Genomic DNA, 15,707 nt, shown 5'->3' on the forward strand with positions numbered 1-15,707 from the left:
GCGGAGGTTGCGGCGGATCCGGTTCTTCCGGGACCGGACGGTCCCGGACGGGACGCCGAGCGCCTCGGCGACCTCGTCGTAGGTCAGCCCGGCCCACGTCACCAGCAGCAGGACCTCGCGCTGCGCCGCGGGCAGCGCGGCGATCGCGCCCGCGAGGGCCTGGGAGCTGGCGCCGGCGTGCACCCGGTCCTCGACGGCGTCGGTGAAGGGCTCGGTGACCGGGTCCGTGCCGCCGCGGGCGAGCGCCCGCAGCGCGCGCACCTCGGCGCGGCGGTGCCGCCGGATCAGGTTGGTGGCGATCCCGTAGAGCCACGGGCGCGCGTCCGGGCGCTCCGCGTCGTAGGCGGCGCGGCGGCGGAACGCGACCAGGAAGGTCTCGGCGACGATGTCCTCGGCCGGGTCCTGGCCGAGGCGCCGCACCGTGTACCGCATGATCGCCGGGGCGTGCCGGCGGAACAGCGCGGCGAACCGCTCGGGGTCGGACCGGGACGCGGCGATCAGCGCCGCGTCGGTCGGCTCCCCGGACGGCTCCGCGGTCGGCTCCGCGGCGGGGTCCCGGACGGCTCGGGCGGCCTCTCCGGCGGGCGGCCGGGCGGGCTCTCCGGCCGGCGCCGGGAGGGGACGGACCGGTGACGACCGGCTTGTCGGGGGCATGGGCGGGCCTCTCGGGTCGAGGACTGATCATCCTTTGTTGCCCGGCCGCGCGCCCTTGGGTCCCCCCGGGATCGAACACGTCCGGTCCCCGGAGCGTCTACAGTTCTGTAGACGTTCATGTGCGACCGAACAGGATGACCCCGGATGACCGCCGCCCCGGCACCCCTGGCCTTCGACGGCTCCCGCGTCGACGGCCCGCTCTTCACCGCCGTCACGCATCTCGCCCGCGACACCCGGTGGCTCAACGGCCCCCTGGAGTGGTGGACCAACGCCGGCCTCGCCGTCTTCGCCGTGCTGATGCTGGCCGCCTGGTGGCGGGCGCGGCACCGGGACGCGGCGGCGATGGCCCTCGCGCTGGCCGCCCCCGTCGCCGTCGGCGTCGCGTTCGCCGCCGCCGAGATCGTCAAGAAGATCGTCGAGGAGCCGCGCCCGTGCCGGGCGATGCCGCACGCGTTCATCGTCGAGGCGTGCCCGGCGCCGTCCGACTACGCCTTCCCCAGCGGGCACACCACGGCCGCCGCCGCGGCCGCCGCCGCCCTGTACCTGCTCGATCGGCGGCTGGCCGCCATCGCCGCGGTCTTCGCGGCCTTCGAGGCGTTCACCCGCGTCTACGTCGGCGGCCACTACCCCCACGACGTGGTCGGCTCGGTCGTCCTCGCGGTGCCGGTCGCCTGCCTCACCGCCCTGCTGCTGCGCCGCGTCGCGACGGCGCTCGTCGGACGGCTGCGGCACGGCCCCCTGTCCTCGCTGCTGGCCGCCCGGCCCGCCGCCGGACCGGCGGACGCGCGACCGGTCACAGGTAGCGCAGCCACAGGTAGGGGACGCACAGGGCCACGGTGACGGCCGTGACGACCAGCCCGTAGCGGGTGAACCGCCAGAAGCCGATCGGGGTGCCGTTGCGGGCGGCGATGCCCAGCACGACGACGTTGGCGCTCGCGCCGATCGCGGTCGCGTTGCCGCCGAGGTCGGAGCCGAGCGCCAGCGCCCACCACAGCACGTGCCCGCCGGTCCCGGGGTGCTGCTGGACGAGGTCGGAGACGATCGGGCTCATCGTCGCGACGTAGGGGATGTTGTCCACGATCGCCGACAGCAGCCCCGACGCCCACAGCAGCAGCATCGACGCGGCGCCGAGGTCCCCGCCGGTCACGTCGGCCGCCGCCCGCGCCACGTGCGCGATGACGCCCGTCTCGACCAGCCCGCCGACCATCACGAACAGCCCCGCGAAGAACACCAGCGTCGGCCACTCCACCTCCGCCAGCGCCTGCTCGGTGGTGACCTTCGTCGCGGCGACCAGCAGCCCCGCCCCCAGCAGCGCCACCACCGACGGCTCGTAGTCCAGGACGGGGTGCAGGACGAACGCCAGGATCACCGCGGCGAGCACCGCCAGCCCCTGCCACAGCAGCCACCGGTCGGTGATGGCCTCCCGCTCGCGCAGCGCCATCACCTCCGCCGCCCGGCCGGCGTCGTAGACGAACGCCGACCGGAACAGCCACCGGCACAGCAGGCAGAACACCGCGACCAGCCCGACCACCAGGGGCGCCAGGTTGACCAGGAAGTCGTTGAACGTCAGCCCGCCGCGGCTGGCGATGATGATGTTGGGCGGGTCCCCGACGAGCGTCGCGGTGCCGCCGATGTTGGACGCCATCACCTCGGCGATCAGGTACGGGACGACGTCCAGGCCGAGCCGCTCGCACACCAGGAAGGTGACCGGCACGACCAGCAGCACGGTGGTGACGTTGTCCAGCAGCGCCGACGCGCCCGCGGTGATCAGCACCAGCATCACCATCAGCCGGTACGGCCTGCCACGCGCCCGCTTCGCCGCCCAGATCGCGACGTACTCGAACACCCCGGTCTGCCGCAGCACCGAGACGATCACCATCATGCCGAGCAGCAGGAAGACGACGTTCCAGTCGATGCCGGTCCGCTCGGAGAAGAACGCGGCGCGGGCGTCGGTGACGTGCAGCAGCAGCATCAGCCCGGCGCCGCCGAGCGCCACCGCCGTCCGGGGGATCCTCTCCGACGCGATCAGCACGTACGCGACGACGAAGATCGTGACTGCGGCTACGGCGGCCAAGGCGGCTCCTGGGAGTCTTTCGGGGTCGGCTGTACGACGCCGACCAGACTTCCCGGCACACCGTTCACCGACCCTAACGGGATCCCGGGGCGTTTTCCACGCGGGAGCGCCGTGACCGCCCGTCCGACCGGCGGTGACGTCACCGGTGTCGGCCGGCCGCGCCCCTGCTACGGTCGGGGTTGTGCGCGCCGGAGAACTCGCCGTGGACCATCCCACCGTCACCGCCGACACGAGCGCGACGGACGCGGCCCGGCTGCTGGCCGAGCACCGGCTGCTCGGGCTGATCGTGGTGGACGAGCGGCACCGCCCGAAGGCCGTCCTGCCCGGCTCCCAACTGCTCGGCACGCTCATCCCGCAGTACGTGCGCGACGACCCGGCGCTGGCCCGCGCCTACGACGAGGGGCACGCCGACCGGCTGTGCGAGCGGCTCGCCGGCAAGCGCGTCGCCGACCTGCTGCCCGCGAACCGGACGCCGCCGCCCGTGGTGGACGCCGACGCGACCGTCATGGAGATCGCCAGCGTGATGGCCGCCGCGCGCAGCCCGGTCGTCGCGGTCTCCGGCGATCCGCGCAGCACCGACGCGCCCATGATCGGCGCGATCACGGTCGCCGACCTGCTCACCCGCGTCCTGCCGCCCGCCTGAACGGCGCTCACCGCGCCGGCGCCCCGGGCGGGGCGCAGGTGAAGCGGAAAGCGGCGGAGGTCAGGTGGTCTTGGCGGTCGGGGCGGCGCTCTCGATGCGGGCGGCCTCCTCGCGGAGGCGGGCGGCGAGGTCGCGCTTGTCCTGGGCGGTGTCCGGCTCGGCGCGCTCGATCGCGTCCGGCACGAAGCCCGCGTCAGGGGCCGTGTCCGGGGCGGTGTCCGCGGCGGGGGCCGTGTCGTCGCGCAGGCCCTGCGTCTCGGACTTGAGGATGCGCATCGACCTGCCGAGCGCCCTGGCCGCGTCCGGCAGCCTCTTGGAGCCGAAGAGCAGCACCACCACGATGCCGACGATCAGCCAGTGCGACGGCGAGAACTCGCCCATCAGCGCCTCCCCTTTGTCCCGGTGCGCGTCCAGCGTACTCTCACCCATTCGCGCAACCGCGCAACGATCACCGGGCGGCCGCGCTCGGACGCGGACGCACCGGCCCGCGCGCCGCGGGCCCCATGCCGGGCGGGCGGGTCGCCCGCTCATGCCGCCGCCGTATTGTTCGCCCCGGCGGCCGGCGGACCGGCCCTTCGGCGGGCAATGCGGCGGTCGTCACTTCCCGGGCCGAGGGAGTGCGCGGCGGCACTTCCTAAGACGGCCGGCCATCCAGGGAAACCGTTCCGGGACAGGGGCGCCGGAAAGGCGCCCGGACCGTCTCCGGCCGGGTGTCCGGCGGCCGGGAAGAGTGCTCAGTGAGCGGCCTCGTACTGCTGGACGACGTTCGCCGGGATGCGGCCGCGGTCGTTGACCGGGATACCCGCCGACCTGGCCCAGTCGCGGATCTCCGCGCTGCGCTCGCGGGTGCTCGCGGTGCGCGTCGCGGTCTTGCGGCCGGCCGGGCGGACCTTGCGGGCGCTGTCCCGGTAGGGCGCGATGACCTTGCGCAACTTCGCCGCGTTCTTCTTGTTCAGGTCGATCTCGTACGCCCTGCCGTCAAGGGCGAACGACACCGTTTCCACCGCCGCTCCGCCATCGAGGTCGTCCACCAGTGAGACCTGGACCTTCTGCGCCATGAGCCATCTCCGTTCCGTTTATTGCTCAGTTCGAAGAATAGTAGATGCTCGGCGGCCGCGGTATTGGCGGAACCCCGATTAATGTATTTCCCCAACGGGTGAGGATTTCGTCATGCGCGCGCATGGCCGGGGCGCCGAATCCGTCGTCCGGGTCAGCGGGACACCAAGCGCGCCTGACCCTCGGGACGCGGCCGAGGGCCGCCGCGCCCCCCGGACGCCGCCCCCCGGGACGCGTCCGAAGAAAGTTCACGTTCATATCTGGACAGCCGCCTTACCAGACGGTAGTAAAGATCAGCCCCCTGTTCCCCCCGGTCCCGGAGCCGCCCCATGCCGCGCCGTCGCGCCCTCCTGTCCACCTCCGCCGCCGCGCTCATCGCGGCGGGCGGCGTGAGCGCCCTCCCGGCCCACGCGGCCGATGCCTACACGGTGAAGACACTGCATTTCGACGTCGCGGTCGGGCCGAAGCACGACCAGCACTGCGACGTGGTCGGCGACCTGTACCTGCCGTCCGGCGCGTCCGCCGCGCACCGCGTGCCCGCCATCCTCACGACCAACGGATTCGGCGGGTCCAAGGACGACCAGGCCGGGCTCGGCAAGACCTACGCGCAGCGCGGATACGCGGTCCTGTCCTATTCAGGACTCGGATTCGGCGGCAGCGGCTGCCGAATCACGCTCGACCACCCCGACTGGGACGGCGCCGCGGCGAGCCAGCTCGTCGACTACCTGGCCGGGAAGAAGGCCGCCAAGGACGGGACGCGGCTCGACGCCGTCCGGCTGGACCGGGCCGGCGACCCGCGCGTCGGCATGGTCGGCGGCTCCTACGGCGGCCAGATCCAGTTCGCCGCGGCCGGCGTCGACCGCCGGATCGACACCATCGTCCCGATGATCACCTGGCGCGACCTGCGCTACTCGCTCGCCCCGAACAACCAGGTCGTCAACGGGAGGCCGAGCACCGACCCCGGCGTCACCAAGCTGGTCTGGGCGCTCGGGTTCTTCGGCGAGGGCGTGTCCGCCGGGCTCACCAATGGCAAGGCCGACCCCGGACGGCTGCTCGGCTGCCCGAACTTCCCGACGATCCTGTGCCAGGCCGTCGGCGAGAGCCTCGTCTTCGGCGTGCCGCAGCAGGCGAGCATGGCGTACATGAAGGCCGCGTCCGTCGCGTCCTACATGCCGAAGATCAAGGTGCCGACGCTGATCGTCCAGGGCGAGACCGACAGCCTCTTCGACCTCCAGGAGGCCACGGCCACCTACGAGCAGCTCACCGCGCAGCGCACCCCGGTGAAGATGATCTGGCAGCCGTCCGGGCACAGCGGCGGCCAGGTCCCCGGCGACGGCGACCTCGCCGACGTCACCGGCAGCTACACCGGGCAGCGCGTCGCCGCCTGGTTCGACCACTACCTCATGGGCCGCCCCACCGGCACCGGCCCGGCGTTCACCTACTTCCGCCCCTGGGTGAAGTACCAGGGCAACGCCGCGCCCGCCTACGGCACCGCGGCCGCGCGGAACCGGACGCTCTACCTCTCCGGCAAGGACAGGCTCGTCGCCGACCGCAAGGCCGTCGCCGAGGGCGCCGCGAGCTACGCCAACCTGCCCTGGATCCCGACGTCCTTCTCCGAGGTCTCCGCCGTGCAGGGCGCGCTCGGCCTGGACGACGTCCCGCCCGCCGACGCCCCCGGCACCGCCGTCGCCTGGACCGGCGCGCCGCTCGCCGCCGACACCGACGTCGTCGGCTCCCCCACCCTCACGGTCCGGCTGGACTCCCCCGCCGCCGTACAGTCGCAGAAGTCCGGGGTCAACGGACGCCTCATCCTGTTCGCCAAGCTGTACGACGTCGCGCCGGACGGCTCCGTCTCGCTCGTCCACCGGCTCGTCTCCCCCGTGCGGGTCGCCGACGTCCGCAAGCCGCTGACGGTCGCGCTGCCGTCGATCGTGCACCGGTTCGCCAAGGGCCACCGGCTGCGCGTCGCGATCGCCTCCAGCGACCTGTCCTACCTGGGCAACCGCGGCGTCCTGCCGGTCACCGTCCGGACCGGGCCCGCCGCCCCCGGCGTGCTCACCCTGCCCACGCTGCGGTGAGCGCGTAGCGGGGACCGTCGCCGGTCCGTTCCCGCGGGGGCGGACCGGCGGGCGAAATGATCGTAAGCTGACGGCATGCCCGACGGCCGCCCCTCATGCACCTGCGTGATCTGCCGCGACTACGGGGACCGCGACCGCCTGGACAACTTCCAGCTCCGCACCATCGTGCACATCACCCAGTACGGGTGGAGCGTCGTCCTCGTCCACCCCGACGCCGACGGCCCCGGCTGGGCGTACACCATCGGGCTGTGGCACAGCCACGGCGCGCCCGAGCTGGCGATGTTCGGCGGCGACGTGTACGAGACCGAGGAGGTGCTCAACGCCCTCGGCCGGGAGGCGGCGGAGGGCCGGGCACCCGCCGACGGCGAGCGCCGCGAGGGCGCCGTCCGCGGCCAGACCGCCGCGTTCCGCGCCGTCGACCCGCGCTGGTACGAGGGCCTGTTCCGCGGCGCGGTCGCCTTCTACCGACGGCCGCCGCTGCCGTTCCTCCAGGTCGTCTGGCCCAACGCCGAGGGCCTGTTCCCCTGGCAGCCCGGCACCGACCTGCCGTTCCGGCACTCCCAGCCGTGGCTGTGGCTCGCCCCCACCCAGCATCCCGCCGGAGCCTGGACGCGCCGCCACACCGCCGGCCACGGCTGACCGGCCGCAGCTGACCGGCCGCGACGAGCGGTGCGCACGGCGGGCAGGGCATACGATCGGCGGGTGTACGGGCCGATCGCCGAGACCATCCGGACCCAGCGCCTCGTCCTGGAGCCGCTGGCGGTCCACCACGCCGACGAGATGGCCCCCGTCCTCGACGACCCGCGCCTGCACGCCTACATCGGCGGCGAGCCCCTCACCCTCGACGAGCTCCGCGCCCGCTACGAGCACCTCGTCGCCGGGCCCGCCCCCTTCCACCAGGAGTACTGGCTCAACTGGATCGTCCGCCGCGCCCGCGACGGGCAGGCCGTCGGCTACGTCCAGGCGACCGTCACGCCCGCGCCCGGCGGGCCGCAGGCCGCGCTCGCCTGGGTGATCGGCATGCCCTACCAGGGGTTCGGCTTCGCCACCGAGGCCGCCCGCGCGCTGGCCGGCTGGCTCACCGGGCACGGCATCGCGGTGCTCACCGCCGCGATCCACCCCGCCAACCGGGCCTCGGCGTCCGTCGCGTCCCGCCTCGGGCTGCGCCCCACCGGCGAGACCGCCGACGGCGAGACGATCTGGCGCCTTCCCCGCGCGGACCCGCCCCCGTGACACTCTGATATCGCGCCGTGCCGGGCGGGCAAGGCGGGAGTAGTCCAGAATCGACGGGGAACGCGCTGCGGGGCAGGCGGCATCGGTCGGTCGACGAGAGGGAGCACATGCGGGAGGTCTGGCCCGGGGATCCGTACCCGCTGGGCGCCACCTGGGACGGCACCGGCACGAACTTCGCGCTGTTCTCGGAGGTGGCCCGGCGGGTCGAGCTGTGCCTGTTCGACGCCGACGGGACCGAGACCCGGCGCGACCTGCCCGAGGTGGACGGGTTCGTCTGGCACGGGTACCTGCCCGGCGTCGGCCCCGGGCAGCGCTACGGCTACCGGGTGCACGGCCCGTTCAGCCCCCGCGACGGGGACCGCTGCAACCCCGCGAAGCTGCTGCTCGACCCGTACGGCAAGGCCGTCGAGGGCGGCGTCCGCTGGCACGAGTCGCTGTTCTCCTACCGGTTCGACGACCCCGACGCGCTGAACGAGGACGACAGCGCCCCGTACATGCCGAAGAACGTCGTCGTGAACCCGTTCTTCGACTGGGGGGACGACCGGCCGCCGCGCGTCCCGTACCACGAGAGCGTGATCTACGAGGCGCACGTCAAGGGGCTGACGAAGCTGCACCCGGGCGTCCCGGAGGAGCAGCGCGGCACCTACGCGGGCCTCGGGCACCCGGTGATGATCGACCACCTGGTCGACCTCGGCGTGACGGCCGTCGAGCTGATGCCGGTGCACCAGTCGATCCCCGAGCACGCGCTCGTGGCGCGCGGCCTGGACAACTACTGGGGCTACAACACGATCGGGTTCTTCGCCCCGCACAACTCCTACAGCTCGTCCGGGCAGGCCGGCGAGCAGGTGCTGGAGTTCAAGGCGATGGTCCGCGCCCTGCACGAGGCGGGCATCGAGGTCATCCTGGACGTCGTCTACAACCACACCGCGGAGGGCGACCACCTCGGCCCGACGCTGTCGTTCCGCGGCATCGACAACGCGTCCTACTACCGGCTCCGCGACGACGACAAGCGCTACCACCTCGACTACACCGGCTGCGGCAACTCCCTCAACGTCCGCAACCCGCACGCGCTGCAGCTCATCATGGACTCGCTGCGCTACTGGATCCTGGAGATGCACGTCGACGGGTTCCGGTTCGACCTCGCCTCCGCGCTCGCCCGCGAGCTGCACGACGTCGACCGGCTCGCCGCGTTCTTCGACCTCGTCCAGCAGGACCCCGTCGTCTCCCAGGTCAAGCTGATCGCCGAGCCGTGGGACGTCGGCGAGGGCGGCTACCAGGTCGGCAACTTCCCGCCGCTGTGGACGGAGTGGAACGGCAAGTACCGCGACACCGTCCGCGACTTCTGGCGCGGCTCGTACGCGACGATGCCGGAGTTCGCGTCCCGGCTGACCGGGTCGTCGGACCTGTACGAGCACAGCGCGCGGCGGCCGTTCGCGTCCATCAACTTCGTGACCTGCCACGACGGGTTCACGCTGACCGACCTCGTCTCCTACGACCACAAGCACAACGAGGCGAACGGCGAGTCCAACCGCGACGGCACCGACGACAATCGGTCCTGGAACTGCGGGCACGAGGGCCCGACCCGCGACCCCGGCGTGCTCGACCTGCGGGCCCGCCAGCGCCGCAACTTCCTCGCCACGCTGTTCCTGTCGCAGGGCGTCCCGATGCTGCTGCACGGCGACGAGCTGGGCCGCACCCAGCAGGGCAACAACAACGCCTACTGCCAGGACAACGAGCTGGCGTGGGTGCACTGGGACGAGCCCGGCGACATGGAGTTCATCCGGATCGTGTCGCGGCTCCGCCACGACCATCCGGTGTTCCGGCGCCGCCGCTTCTTCACCGGCACCGGGACGGGCGCCGCCGCCGACATCGCCTGGCTGACGCCCGCCGGCGAGAGCATGACCGACGAGGACTGGAACGTCGGCTTCGCCAAGTCGCTGGGCGTGTTCCTCAACGGCGACGCCATCACCGAGCCCGACCCGCGGGGCCGCCGCGTCCGCGACGACTCGTTCCTGCTGCTGGTCAACGCCGGGTCCGACGCCGTCGAGTTCACCCTGCCCGGCGCGGAGTACGGCGAGCGCTGGGAGTTCGTCCTCGACACCGCCGACCCGGCCGGCGCCGGGGAGCGGCCCCGCGTCAAGGCCCGCGACGAGGTCTCCGTCCCGGCCCGCTCCCTCACGGTGCTGCGCAGGGGCTGACCCTCCGCAGGCGGGCAGGCGAGGGCCGGGTCCGGTTCCACTGCCTCAGGTTCGGTTCCACTGCCTCAGGTTCGGTTCCACTGCCTCAGGTTCGACTCACCTCCATGGCGGTGAGGAAGACCAGGACGAACGTGGTGACCGCGATCAGGCCGTGGAAGGCGACGGCGGCGGCCGGGAACGTCTGGTCGCGGCCGCGCGCGTGCCGGCCGCCGCCCCCGACGAGCCAGCGCGTCAGCAGCATGAACCCCTGGAAAATCACGACCAGCAGCGCGGCGAACGCGACCCAGGCGAACGCGGCGCGGCCGGTCGCCAGGTAGCCGATCCAGACGCAGAGGCCGACGACGGCGGCCAGCGGATGCCCGATGACCACCAGGACCGGGAACCGGGTGACCTTCGTTCCCCGGCCCCCGCTCGTCAGCCATTTGATCAGCAGGTAGCCGCCGGCCGTGGCGGCGAGGACCCACGCGACGAGTGCGGCGAACTCCACCCCCCGCTCCTTTCGGTGCAGTTCTACGGTGTCCCCGCACCAAGTGTCGCGTGCCGATCGCCGCGCCATGACGGATTCGTGCATATTGCCGTACGCTGAGTAAGCAGAACGGTCAGATCGGCCTGTCCTGCGGGTGCAGTAACTTGTGACTTCTATGCGCACCCTGACGCCGTCCTCCGAGCCCGTCGACCTCATCGAGCGCTACGCCTACCCGCCGGGCGGCGGGACGTGGCTGCGCGCCAACATGGTCGCCAGCCTGGACGGGGCGGCGCAGCGCGACGAGCGCAGCGGCGGCCTCGGCAACGCCGCCGACCAGGAGCTGTTCCTGCTGCTGCGCGGGCTCGCCGACGCCGTGATCGTGGGCGCCGGGACGGTCCGCGCCGAGGGGTACGGGCCGGTCAAGGCGCGCGAGAGCTGGGGCGCGGTGCGCGACGGCCGGCCGCCGGTGCCGCCGCTCGCGGTCGTCTCCCGCACCCTCGACCTGGACTTCGACGCGCCCCTGTTCACCGAGGCGGCCGTCCCGACGATCGTGCTCACCGCCGCGGCCGCCGATCCGGCGCGGCTGCGGGCGGCGAAGGAGCGCGCGGACGTCATCGTCGCCGGCGACGAAGCGCTCGACTTCACGGTCGCCGTCCGCGAGCTGGCGGCGCGCGGGTTCCACCGGCTGCTGTGCGAGGGCGGCCCCTGGGTGCTGGCGCAGGTCGTGGAGGCCGGGCTGCTGGACGAGCTGTGCCTGACGCTCAGCCCGATGCTGCTCGCCGGGCACCCGGCGCGGATCCTGAACGGCCCGCCGTTCCCCGTCCCTCCGGAGTTCCGGCTCGGGCACGCGCTGGAGGAGGACGACTTCCTGTTCCTGCGCTACGCGCGCAGCCGGTAGCGGACGAACAGGACGCCCTCGTCCAGGTGGACGGCCACCGGCTCGACGGGGACCTCGGCGTCGAGGACGCCGAGGAGGCGCGTGTGGCGCGGGCTGCCGAGGAGCGCGGGCGCGATGTTGAGGCACAGCTCGTCCACCAGCGACGCCCGGATGAGCGCGGTGGCCAGTGCCGGACCGCCCTCGCAGAGCAGGTGCTCGTGGCCGAGGTCCTCGCGCAGGACGCGCAGGGCCTCGGGGAGGTCGACGTCGTCGTCCCCCGCCGCGACCACCGGGATCCCGGACGGGACGGCGTCCCGCGCGCGCTCTGTCGTCACCACGATCGTCGGTGTCTCCGCTTCGGTGAACAGCGGGAGCGTCCAGTCGAGATCGAGGGAGCGGCTCACCACGGCGATGGGCGCGGGCGGGCCGCCCCGGCGCGCGCGCAGGTCCGGGCGTAGGCGGGCAGGGCCGAGCCGCCCGGTGCGGGCGGTGGCGGCGCCCACGAGGATCGCGCCGGCGAGCGCGCGGAGCGTCCGGAACACCCGGAAGTCGGCGGCGCCGCCGAGGCCGTCGGTCCAGCCCTCGGCGTCGGTGACCGATCCGTCGGCGCTCATCACCATGCCGAGCCGCAGCGCGGGGGCGTCGCCGTACGCCTCGTACGGGTCGATGTCCTCGGCGGTGGGTCCGGGCAGCAGACGGCGCATGACCTGCAGGTTACCGAGCCCCCGATGCTCCGTTCTGTCGGTGCCGGGGCGCAAGATGGGGGGCATGGACCTGCCGATCAGCCCGCCGCTGCCGCCGATGCTGGCCAAGGCCGTCAAGACCATGCCCCAGGGCGACCTGCTCTACGAGCCGAAATGGGACGGCTTCCGCTGCATCGTCTTCCGCGACGGCGACGAGGTGGAGCTGTCGAGCCGCGGCGAGAAGCCGCTGACCCGGTACTTCCCCGAGGTGGTCGAGGCGGTGAAGCGGGAGCTGCCCGAGCGGTGCGTGGTGGACGGCGAGATCGTCGTGCCGCGCGGCACCCGCCTCGACTTCGACACCCTGCAGCAACGCATCCATCCGGCCGCGTCGCGGATCAAGCTGCTGTCGGAGGAGACGCCCGCCTCGTTCATCGCGTTCGACCTGCTGGCCCTCGGCGACGAGTCGCTGATGGAGACGCCGCTCGGCGAGCGCCGCCGGCGGCTGGTCGAGACCCTGGCGGGGGTGAAGGCGCCGATCCACGTGACGCCCGCGTCCGACTCCTACGAGCTGGCGCTGCGCTGGTTCGAGGAGTTCGAGGGCGCCGGGCTCGACGGCGTGATCGCCAAGCCGCGCGACACCGAGTACCAGCCCGACAAGCGGGTGCTGTTCAAGGTCAAGCACGAGCGCACGTGCGACTGCGTGGTGGCCGGCTTCCGCTGGCACAAGTCCGGGCCGATCGTCGGGTCGCTGCTGCTCGGCCTGTACAACTCCGAGGGCAACCTGCAGCACGTCGGCGTGGCGGCCTCGTTCACCATGAAGCGCCGCGCCGAGCTGGTCGAGGAGCTCCAGCCCTACCGGATGGAGGACCTCTCCGGCCACCCGTGGGCGGAGTGGGCGCGGCAGGACGAGGCGACCGCCGACCGCATGCCCGGCGCCGTCTCCCGCTGGACCGGCAAGAAGGACCTGAGCTGGGTGGCGCTGCGTCCGGAGCTGGTGGTCGAGGTGGCGTACGAGGCGATGGAGGGCAGCCGGTTCCGGCACACCGCCCGGTTCCGCAACTGGCGCCCCGACCGCACCCCCCGGTCCTGCACCTACGAGCAGCTCGAGGTGCCGGTGGCCTACGACCTCGACGACATCCTCAGCGGCCCCGCCACCAGCCCCCGCGCCGATCGGTGACGCGGGGGCCGGGCGGGTCCCGGGTCAGGGGCGGGTTCCGGGTCAGGGCTGGGTCTCGTTGCGGATGGTCTGGTCGATGAGGGACCGGTCCGACTTCGCGGCCGTCTTCGGTGCGGTGTAGGGGCGCAGGTAGGTCTGCTTGACGCCGGGGACGCGGTCCTCGATGACGAAGGTCGCCTTGGTCGACACCGGGGAGCCCGGCGTCCGGACGGACGCGACCGTCCGGAAGTCGGCCTTCATCTCCTCCTTGCCGATCTTCGTCAGAACGTATCCGCGCTGGTTGTTGTAGAACTTCAGGTGCGGGTTGATCGCCAGGAAGGGCTGGCTCGCGGGGTCGGAGTCGGCGCCGTCGCCGGTGGTGCTGATGGACGAGCACACCAGCTCCGAGCCGACCGTCGCCGAGTCGGGGTCGTCGTAGTTCGCCTTGAGGTCGCTCGCCCAGTGCGCGTGGACGTCGCCGGTGAGCACGACGGGGTTGCGGACGCCGGCGTCCACCCAGCCCTTGGTGATGCGGTCGCGGGAGGCGACGTAGCCGTCCCAGGCGTCCATGGAGGTCTTCTTGACGGGTCCGGCGGTGTTGTCGCGCTGGGCGAAGAAGACCTGCTGGCCGAGGACGTCCCAGCGGGCGGCCGACTTGCGGAACCCGTCGATCAGCCACTTCTCCTGCGCGGCGCCGGTGATGCTGCGCTCGGGGTCGGCGGCCTCGGGGCAGTCCTTGTAGCCGTCGCCGCAGCCCTGGTCGTCGCGGAACTGGCGGGTGTCGAGCATGTGGAAGTTGGCCAGTTTGCCCCAGCGGACCCGCCGGTAGATCTGCATGTCGGGGCCGTGCGGGATCGAGGATCGGCGCAGCGGCATGTTCTCGTAGTACGCCTGGAACGCGGCGGCGCGGCGGGCGCGGAACGCCTCGTAGGTCGGGGTGTCGGAGCCTTCCTCGGGGATGTAGCCGGCCCAGTTGTTCTCGACCTCGTGGTCGTCGAAGACGACGAGCCACGGCGCGGCGGCGTGCGCGGCCTGCAGGTCGGTGTCGGCCTTGTACTGGGCGTGCCGCTGCCGGTAGTTCGCCAGCGTGACGGTCTCGGGGCCGTCGTGGTCGCGGACGTTGCCGCCGGACGCGACGTACACGCCCTTCTTGTACTCGTACTGGTAGTCGCCGAGGTGCAGGACCAGGTCGGGGTGGTCTTCGGCGAGCCGCCGGTAGGAGGTGAAGTAGCCGTGCTCGTACTGGGCGCACGAGACGAAGGCCATCGTGAGGGCGGGGCCGAACGAGTCGGCGCGCGGGGCGGTGAGGGCGCGGCCGACGGGTGAGACGTGGTTCCCGGTGCGGAAGCGGTACCAGTAGTCGCGGCCGTGCCGCAGGCCCTTCAGCTCGACGTGGACGGAGTGGGCCGCCTCGGGGCGGGCGGTGGCGGTGCCGCGCCGTTCGATCCGCTTGAACCGCTCGTCGGCGGCGACCTCCCACTTCACCTGGACGGGCTTGGACGGCATGCCGCCGAGCCCGTCGTCGGCGTGCGGGTCGAGGGCGAGCCGCGTCCACAGGACGAAGCCGTCGGGGGCGGGGTCGCCGGACGCGACGCCGAGGGTGAATGGGTCGCCGGGCGCCGCGGTCCGCGGCCGGGGGGCGGCCTGGGCGATGCCGGGGGCGGCGAGGGCGCCGGCCGTCAGGCCGCCGGCGACGAGGAAGGATCTCCTGCTCAGGGGGCGTGCGAGTTCGGCCATGGGGGGCGGTGACCTTTCGGAGGTTGTCCGGGGTGATCGCCGGAAAGCCTCATCGCGGCCGATGACCGTGGGGCACCGCGCGGATGACGTCCACCGCAACAAAGATGATCTTTTACGTCCCGCGGGCGAGCGCGGGCAGGCGGTGCTACGCTGGCGACTTACGAACTGCGCACAACAAACCGCATCCTATGAATAGGAGTGTAGCCGAGGCATGGGACTCCGTCAAGCCGAATCTGTCAAGCCCGCCGGCGCGGAAGCCGCCCGGCAGGCCGCCGTGCGCACCGAGCAGGAGTACGTGAACCGCCTGTACGGGCGGCTGGACGAGGAGCGGAGCAGGGCCGAGGCGGCGCTGCGGCAGGGCCCGGCGGCGGGCGGCGGGAGCGTGCTGCAGGCCCGGGTGGAGAGCGCCGTCGTGACCGAGGAGGCGGCGCGGCGGCTGGCCCGGCTGAACGGGGTCGAGGAGGGGCTCTGCTTCGGCCGCGTCGACCACGCCGCCGATGCCGACGGCTCCGGCGACACCTTCTACATCGGCCGGATCGGGCTGCGCGACGCCGAGCACGAGCCGATGCTGATCGACTGGCGCGCGGCGGCGGCGCGCCCGTTCTACACCGCGTCCCCGGGGGCGCCCGGGACGGTCGCGCGCCGCCGCCACCTGCACCTGCGGCACCGCGAGGTCGTCCGGCTGGACGACGAGGTGTTCGACCTGGAGGGGCTGGACGAGGCCGAGCGCCGCGGCCTCGGAGGCGAGGCGGCCCGGGTGGCCACCCCCCCCCCCGGGCGCACGGGGCCGCGGTGCGACCTGGGCGCGACGACACAGGCGGCGCCGGACCAGGGCATCCCGGCGGCGCGGCA

15 protein-coding genes and 1 pseudogene are annotated in these 15,707 nt (G+C 73.1%); 9 read left to right on the forward strand and 7 right to left on the reverse strand.

From position 1 onward, the window contains the following. The coding region (locus ABZ914_RS30255) for an RNA polymerase sigma factor (protein ID WP_500197360.1) at positions 1 to 654 on the reverse strand (654 nt) is incomplete at its 3' end. 144 nt (positions 655 to 798) lie between these two features. Between ABZ914_RS30255 and ABZ914_RS30260 the strand changes: the two genes are divergently transcribed. Beyond that, positions 799 to 1,494, forward strand: a complete 696-nt coding sequence (locus ABZ914_RS30260) for a phosphatase PAP2 family protein (RefSeq protein ID WP_500197362.1) — start codon at positions 799 to 801, stop codon at positions 1,492 to 1,494. On the opposite strand, the gene ABZ914_RS30265 is transcribed toward ABZ914_RS30260, so the two are convergent. Then, on the reverse strand, positions 1,448 to 2,728 hold the full coding sequence (locus tag ABZ914_RS30265) for an ArsB/NhaD family transporter (RefSeq protein ID WP_500197363.1): 1,281 nt from the start codon (positions 2,726 to 2,728) through the stop codon (positions 1,448 to 1,450). The genes ABZ914_RS30260 and ABZ914_RS30265 overlap by 47 nt on opposite strands. 181 nt (positions 2,729 to 2,909) lie before the next feature. Here ABZ914_RS30265 and ABZ914_RS30270 point away from each other — a divergent pair, with 181 nt between their 5' ends. Continuing rightward, entirely contained in the window at positions 2,910 to 3,371 is a 462-nt protein-coding gene (locus ABZ914_RS30270; RefSeq protein WP_500197364.1) for a CBS domain-containing protein, read from the forward strand. A 60-nt stretch (positions 3,372 to 3,431) separates the two neighbouring features. Here ABZ914_RS30270 and tatA read toward each other — a convergent pair whose 3' ends face one another. Both tatA and ABZ914_RS30280 read right to left on the reverse strand, forming a co-directional pair. Next, positions 3,432 to 3,800, reverse strand: a complete 369-nt coding sequence (gene tatA / locus ABZ914_RS30275) for a Sec-independent protein translocase subunit TatA (protein WP_500197365.1) — start codon at positions 3,798 to 3,800, stop codon at positions 3,432 to 3,434. A gap of 305 nt (positions 3,801 to 4,105) precedes the next feature. After that, positions 4,106 to 4,429 (reverse strand): histone-like nucleoid-structuring protein Lsr2, encoded by a 324-nt coding sequence (locus ABZ914_RS30280; protein ID WP_190857313.1) that lies wholly within the window; start codon positions 4,427 to 4,429, stop codon positions 4,106 to 4,108. 327 nt (positions 4,430 to 4,756) lie between these two features. On the opposite strand from ABZ914_RS30280, the gene ABZ914_RS30285 reads away from it, so the two are divergent. From ABZ914_RS30285 to glgX, 4 genes are all read left to right on the forward strand, one after another. Further along, on the forward strand, positions 4,757 to 6,505 hold the full coding sequence (locus tag ABZ914_RS30285) for a CocE/NonD family hydrolase (protein WP_500197366.1): 1,749 nt from the start codon (positions 4,757 to 4,759) through the stop codon (positions 6,503 to 6,505). 75 nt (positions 6,506 to 6,580) lie between these two features. Further along, positions 6,581 to 7,144, forward strand: a complete 564-nt coding sequence (locus ABZ914_RS30290) for a DUF4262 domain-containing protein (protein WP_500197367.1) — start codon at positions 6,581 to 6,583, stop codon at positions 7,142 to 7,144. Positions 7,145 to 7,207: 63 nt separating this feature from the next. Further along, a complete protein-coding gene (locus ABZ914_RS30295) occupies positions 7,208 to 7,738 on the forward strand; it encodes a GNAT family N-acetyltransferase (RefSeq protein WP_433151306.1) in 531 nt (176 codons plus the stop codon). Positions 7,739 to 7,845: 107 nt separating this feature from the next. After that, a complete protein-coding gene (gene glgX, locus ABZ914_RS30300) occupies positions 7,846 to 9,936 on the forward strand; it encodes a glycogen debranching protein GlgX (RefSeq protein WP_500197368.1) in 2,091 nt (696 codons plus the stop codon). A gap of 85 nt (positions 9,937 to 10,021) precedes the next feature. Here glgX and ABZ914_RS30305 read toward each other — a convergent pair whose 3' ends face one another. Continuing rightward, positions 10,022 to 10,423 carry a hypothetical protein gene (locus ABZ914_RS30305; RefSeq protein ID WP_500197369.1) on the reverse strand — a complete coding sequence of 134 codons (402 nt, stop codon included), beginning with the start codon at positions 10,421 to 10,423 and terminating at the stop codon, positions 10,022 to 10,024. A 154-nt stretch (positions 10,424 to 10,577) separates the two neighbouring features. Between ABZ914_RS30305 and ABZ914_RS30310 the strand changes: the two genes are divergently transcribed. Beyond that, entirely contained in the window at positions 10,578 to 11,300 is a 723-nt protein-coding gene (locus tag ABZ914_RS30310) for a pyrimidine reductase family protein (RefSeq protein ID WP_500197370.1), read from the forward strand. Here ABZ914_RS30310 and ABZ914_RS30315 read toward each other — a convergent pair. Beyond that, positions 11,282 to 11,983, reverse strand: a complete 702-nt coding sequence (locus tag ABZ914_RS30315) for a dihydrofolate reductase family protein (RefSeq protein ID WP_500197371.1) — start codon at positions 11,981 to 11,983, stop codon at positions 11,282 to 11,284. The two genes, ABZ914_RS30310 and ABZ914_RS30315, sit on opposite strands and share 19 nt — an antisense overlap. A gap of 64 nt (positions 11,984 to 12,047) precedes the next feature. Between ABZ914_RS30315 and ABZ914_RS30320 the strand changes: the two genes are divergently transcribed. Beyond that, positions 12,048 to 13,139 carry an ATP-dependent DNA ligase gene (locus tag ABZ914_RS30320; RefSeq protein WP_500197372.1) on the forward strand — a complete coding sequence of 364 codons (1,092 nt, stop codon included), beginning with the start codon at positions 12,048 to 12,050 and terminating at the stop codon, positions 13,137 to 13,139. A gap of 42 nt (positions 13,140 to 13,181) precedes the next feature. Here the strand turns inward: ABZ914_RS30320 and ABZ914_RS30325 are convergent, their stop codons facing one another. Beyond that, on the reverse strand, positions 13,182 to 14,855 hold the full coding sequence (locus ABZ914_RS30325; protein WP_500197373.1) for an alkaline phosphatase D family protein: 1,674 nt from the start codon (positions 14,853 to 14,855) through the stop codon (positions 13,182 to 13,184). 211 nt (positions 14,856 to 15,066) lie between these two features. Here ABZ914_RS30325 and ABZ914_RS30330 point away from each other — a divergent pair. Continuing rightward, a pseudogene (locus ABZ914_RS30330) lies at positions 15,067 to 15,707 on the forward strand (helicase); the annotation flags it as partial.

This window comes from Spirillospora sp. NPDC046719, from assembly GCF_040645715.1.
Classification (GTDB): domain Bacteria; phylum Actinomycetota; class Actinomycetes; order Streptosporangiales; family Streptosporangiaceae; genus Spirillospora.

Excerpts from the sequence above, each read along its gene's own strand:
- ABZ914_RS30315 (WP_500197371.1), bottom strand. The coding sequence starts at position 11,983 with ATGCGCCGTCTGCTGCCCGGACCCACCGCCGAGGACATCGACCCGTAC.
- ABZ914_RS30325 (WP_500197373.1), bottom strand. The coding sequence starts at position 14,855 with ATGGCCGAACTCGCACGCCCCCTGAGCAGGAGATCCTTCCTCGTCGCC.
- tatA (WP_500197365.1), bottom strand. The coding sequence starts at position 3,800 with ATGGGTGAGAGTACGCTGGACGCGCACCGGGACAAAGGGGAGGCGCTG.
- ABZ914_RS30280 (WP_190857313.1), bottom strand. The coding sequence starts at position 4,429 with ATGGCGCAGAAGGTCCAGGTCTCACTGGTGGACGACCTCGATGGCGGA.
- ABZ914_RS30310 (WP_500197370.1), top strand. The coding sequence starts at position 10,578 with ATGCGCACCCTGACGCCGTCCTCCGAGCCCGTCGACCTCATCGAGCGC.
- glgX (WP_500197368.1), top strand. The coding sequence starts at position 7,846 with ATGCGGGAGGTCTGGCCCGGGGATCCGTACCCGCTGGGCGCCACCTGG.
- ABZ914_RS30260 (WP_500197362.1), top strand. The coding sequence starts at position 799 with ATGACCGCCGCCCCGGCACCCCTGGCCTTCGACGGCTCCCGCGTCGAC.
- ABZ914_RS30290 (WP_500197367.1), top strand. The coding sequence starts at position 6,581 with ATGCCCGACGGCCGCCCCTCATGCACCTGCGTGATCTGCCGCGACTAC.
- ABZ914_RS30285 (WP_500197366.1), top strand. The coding sequence starts at position 4,757 with ATGCCGCGCCGTCGCGCCCTCCTGTCCACCTCCGCCGCCGCGCTCATC.
- ABZ914_RS30320 (WP_500197372.1), top strand. The coding sequence starts at position 12,048 with ATGGACCTGCCGATCAGCCCGCCGCTGCCGCCGATGCTGGCCAAGGCC.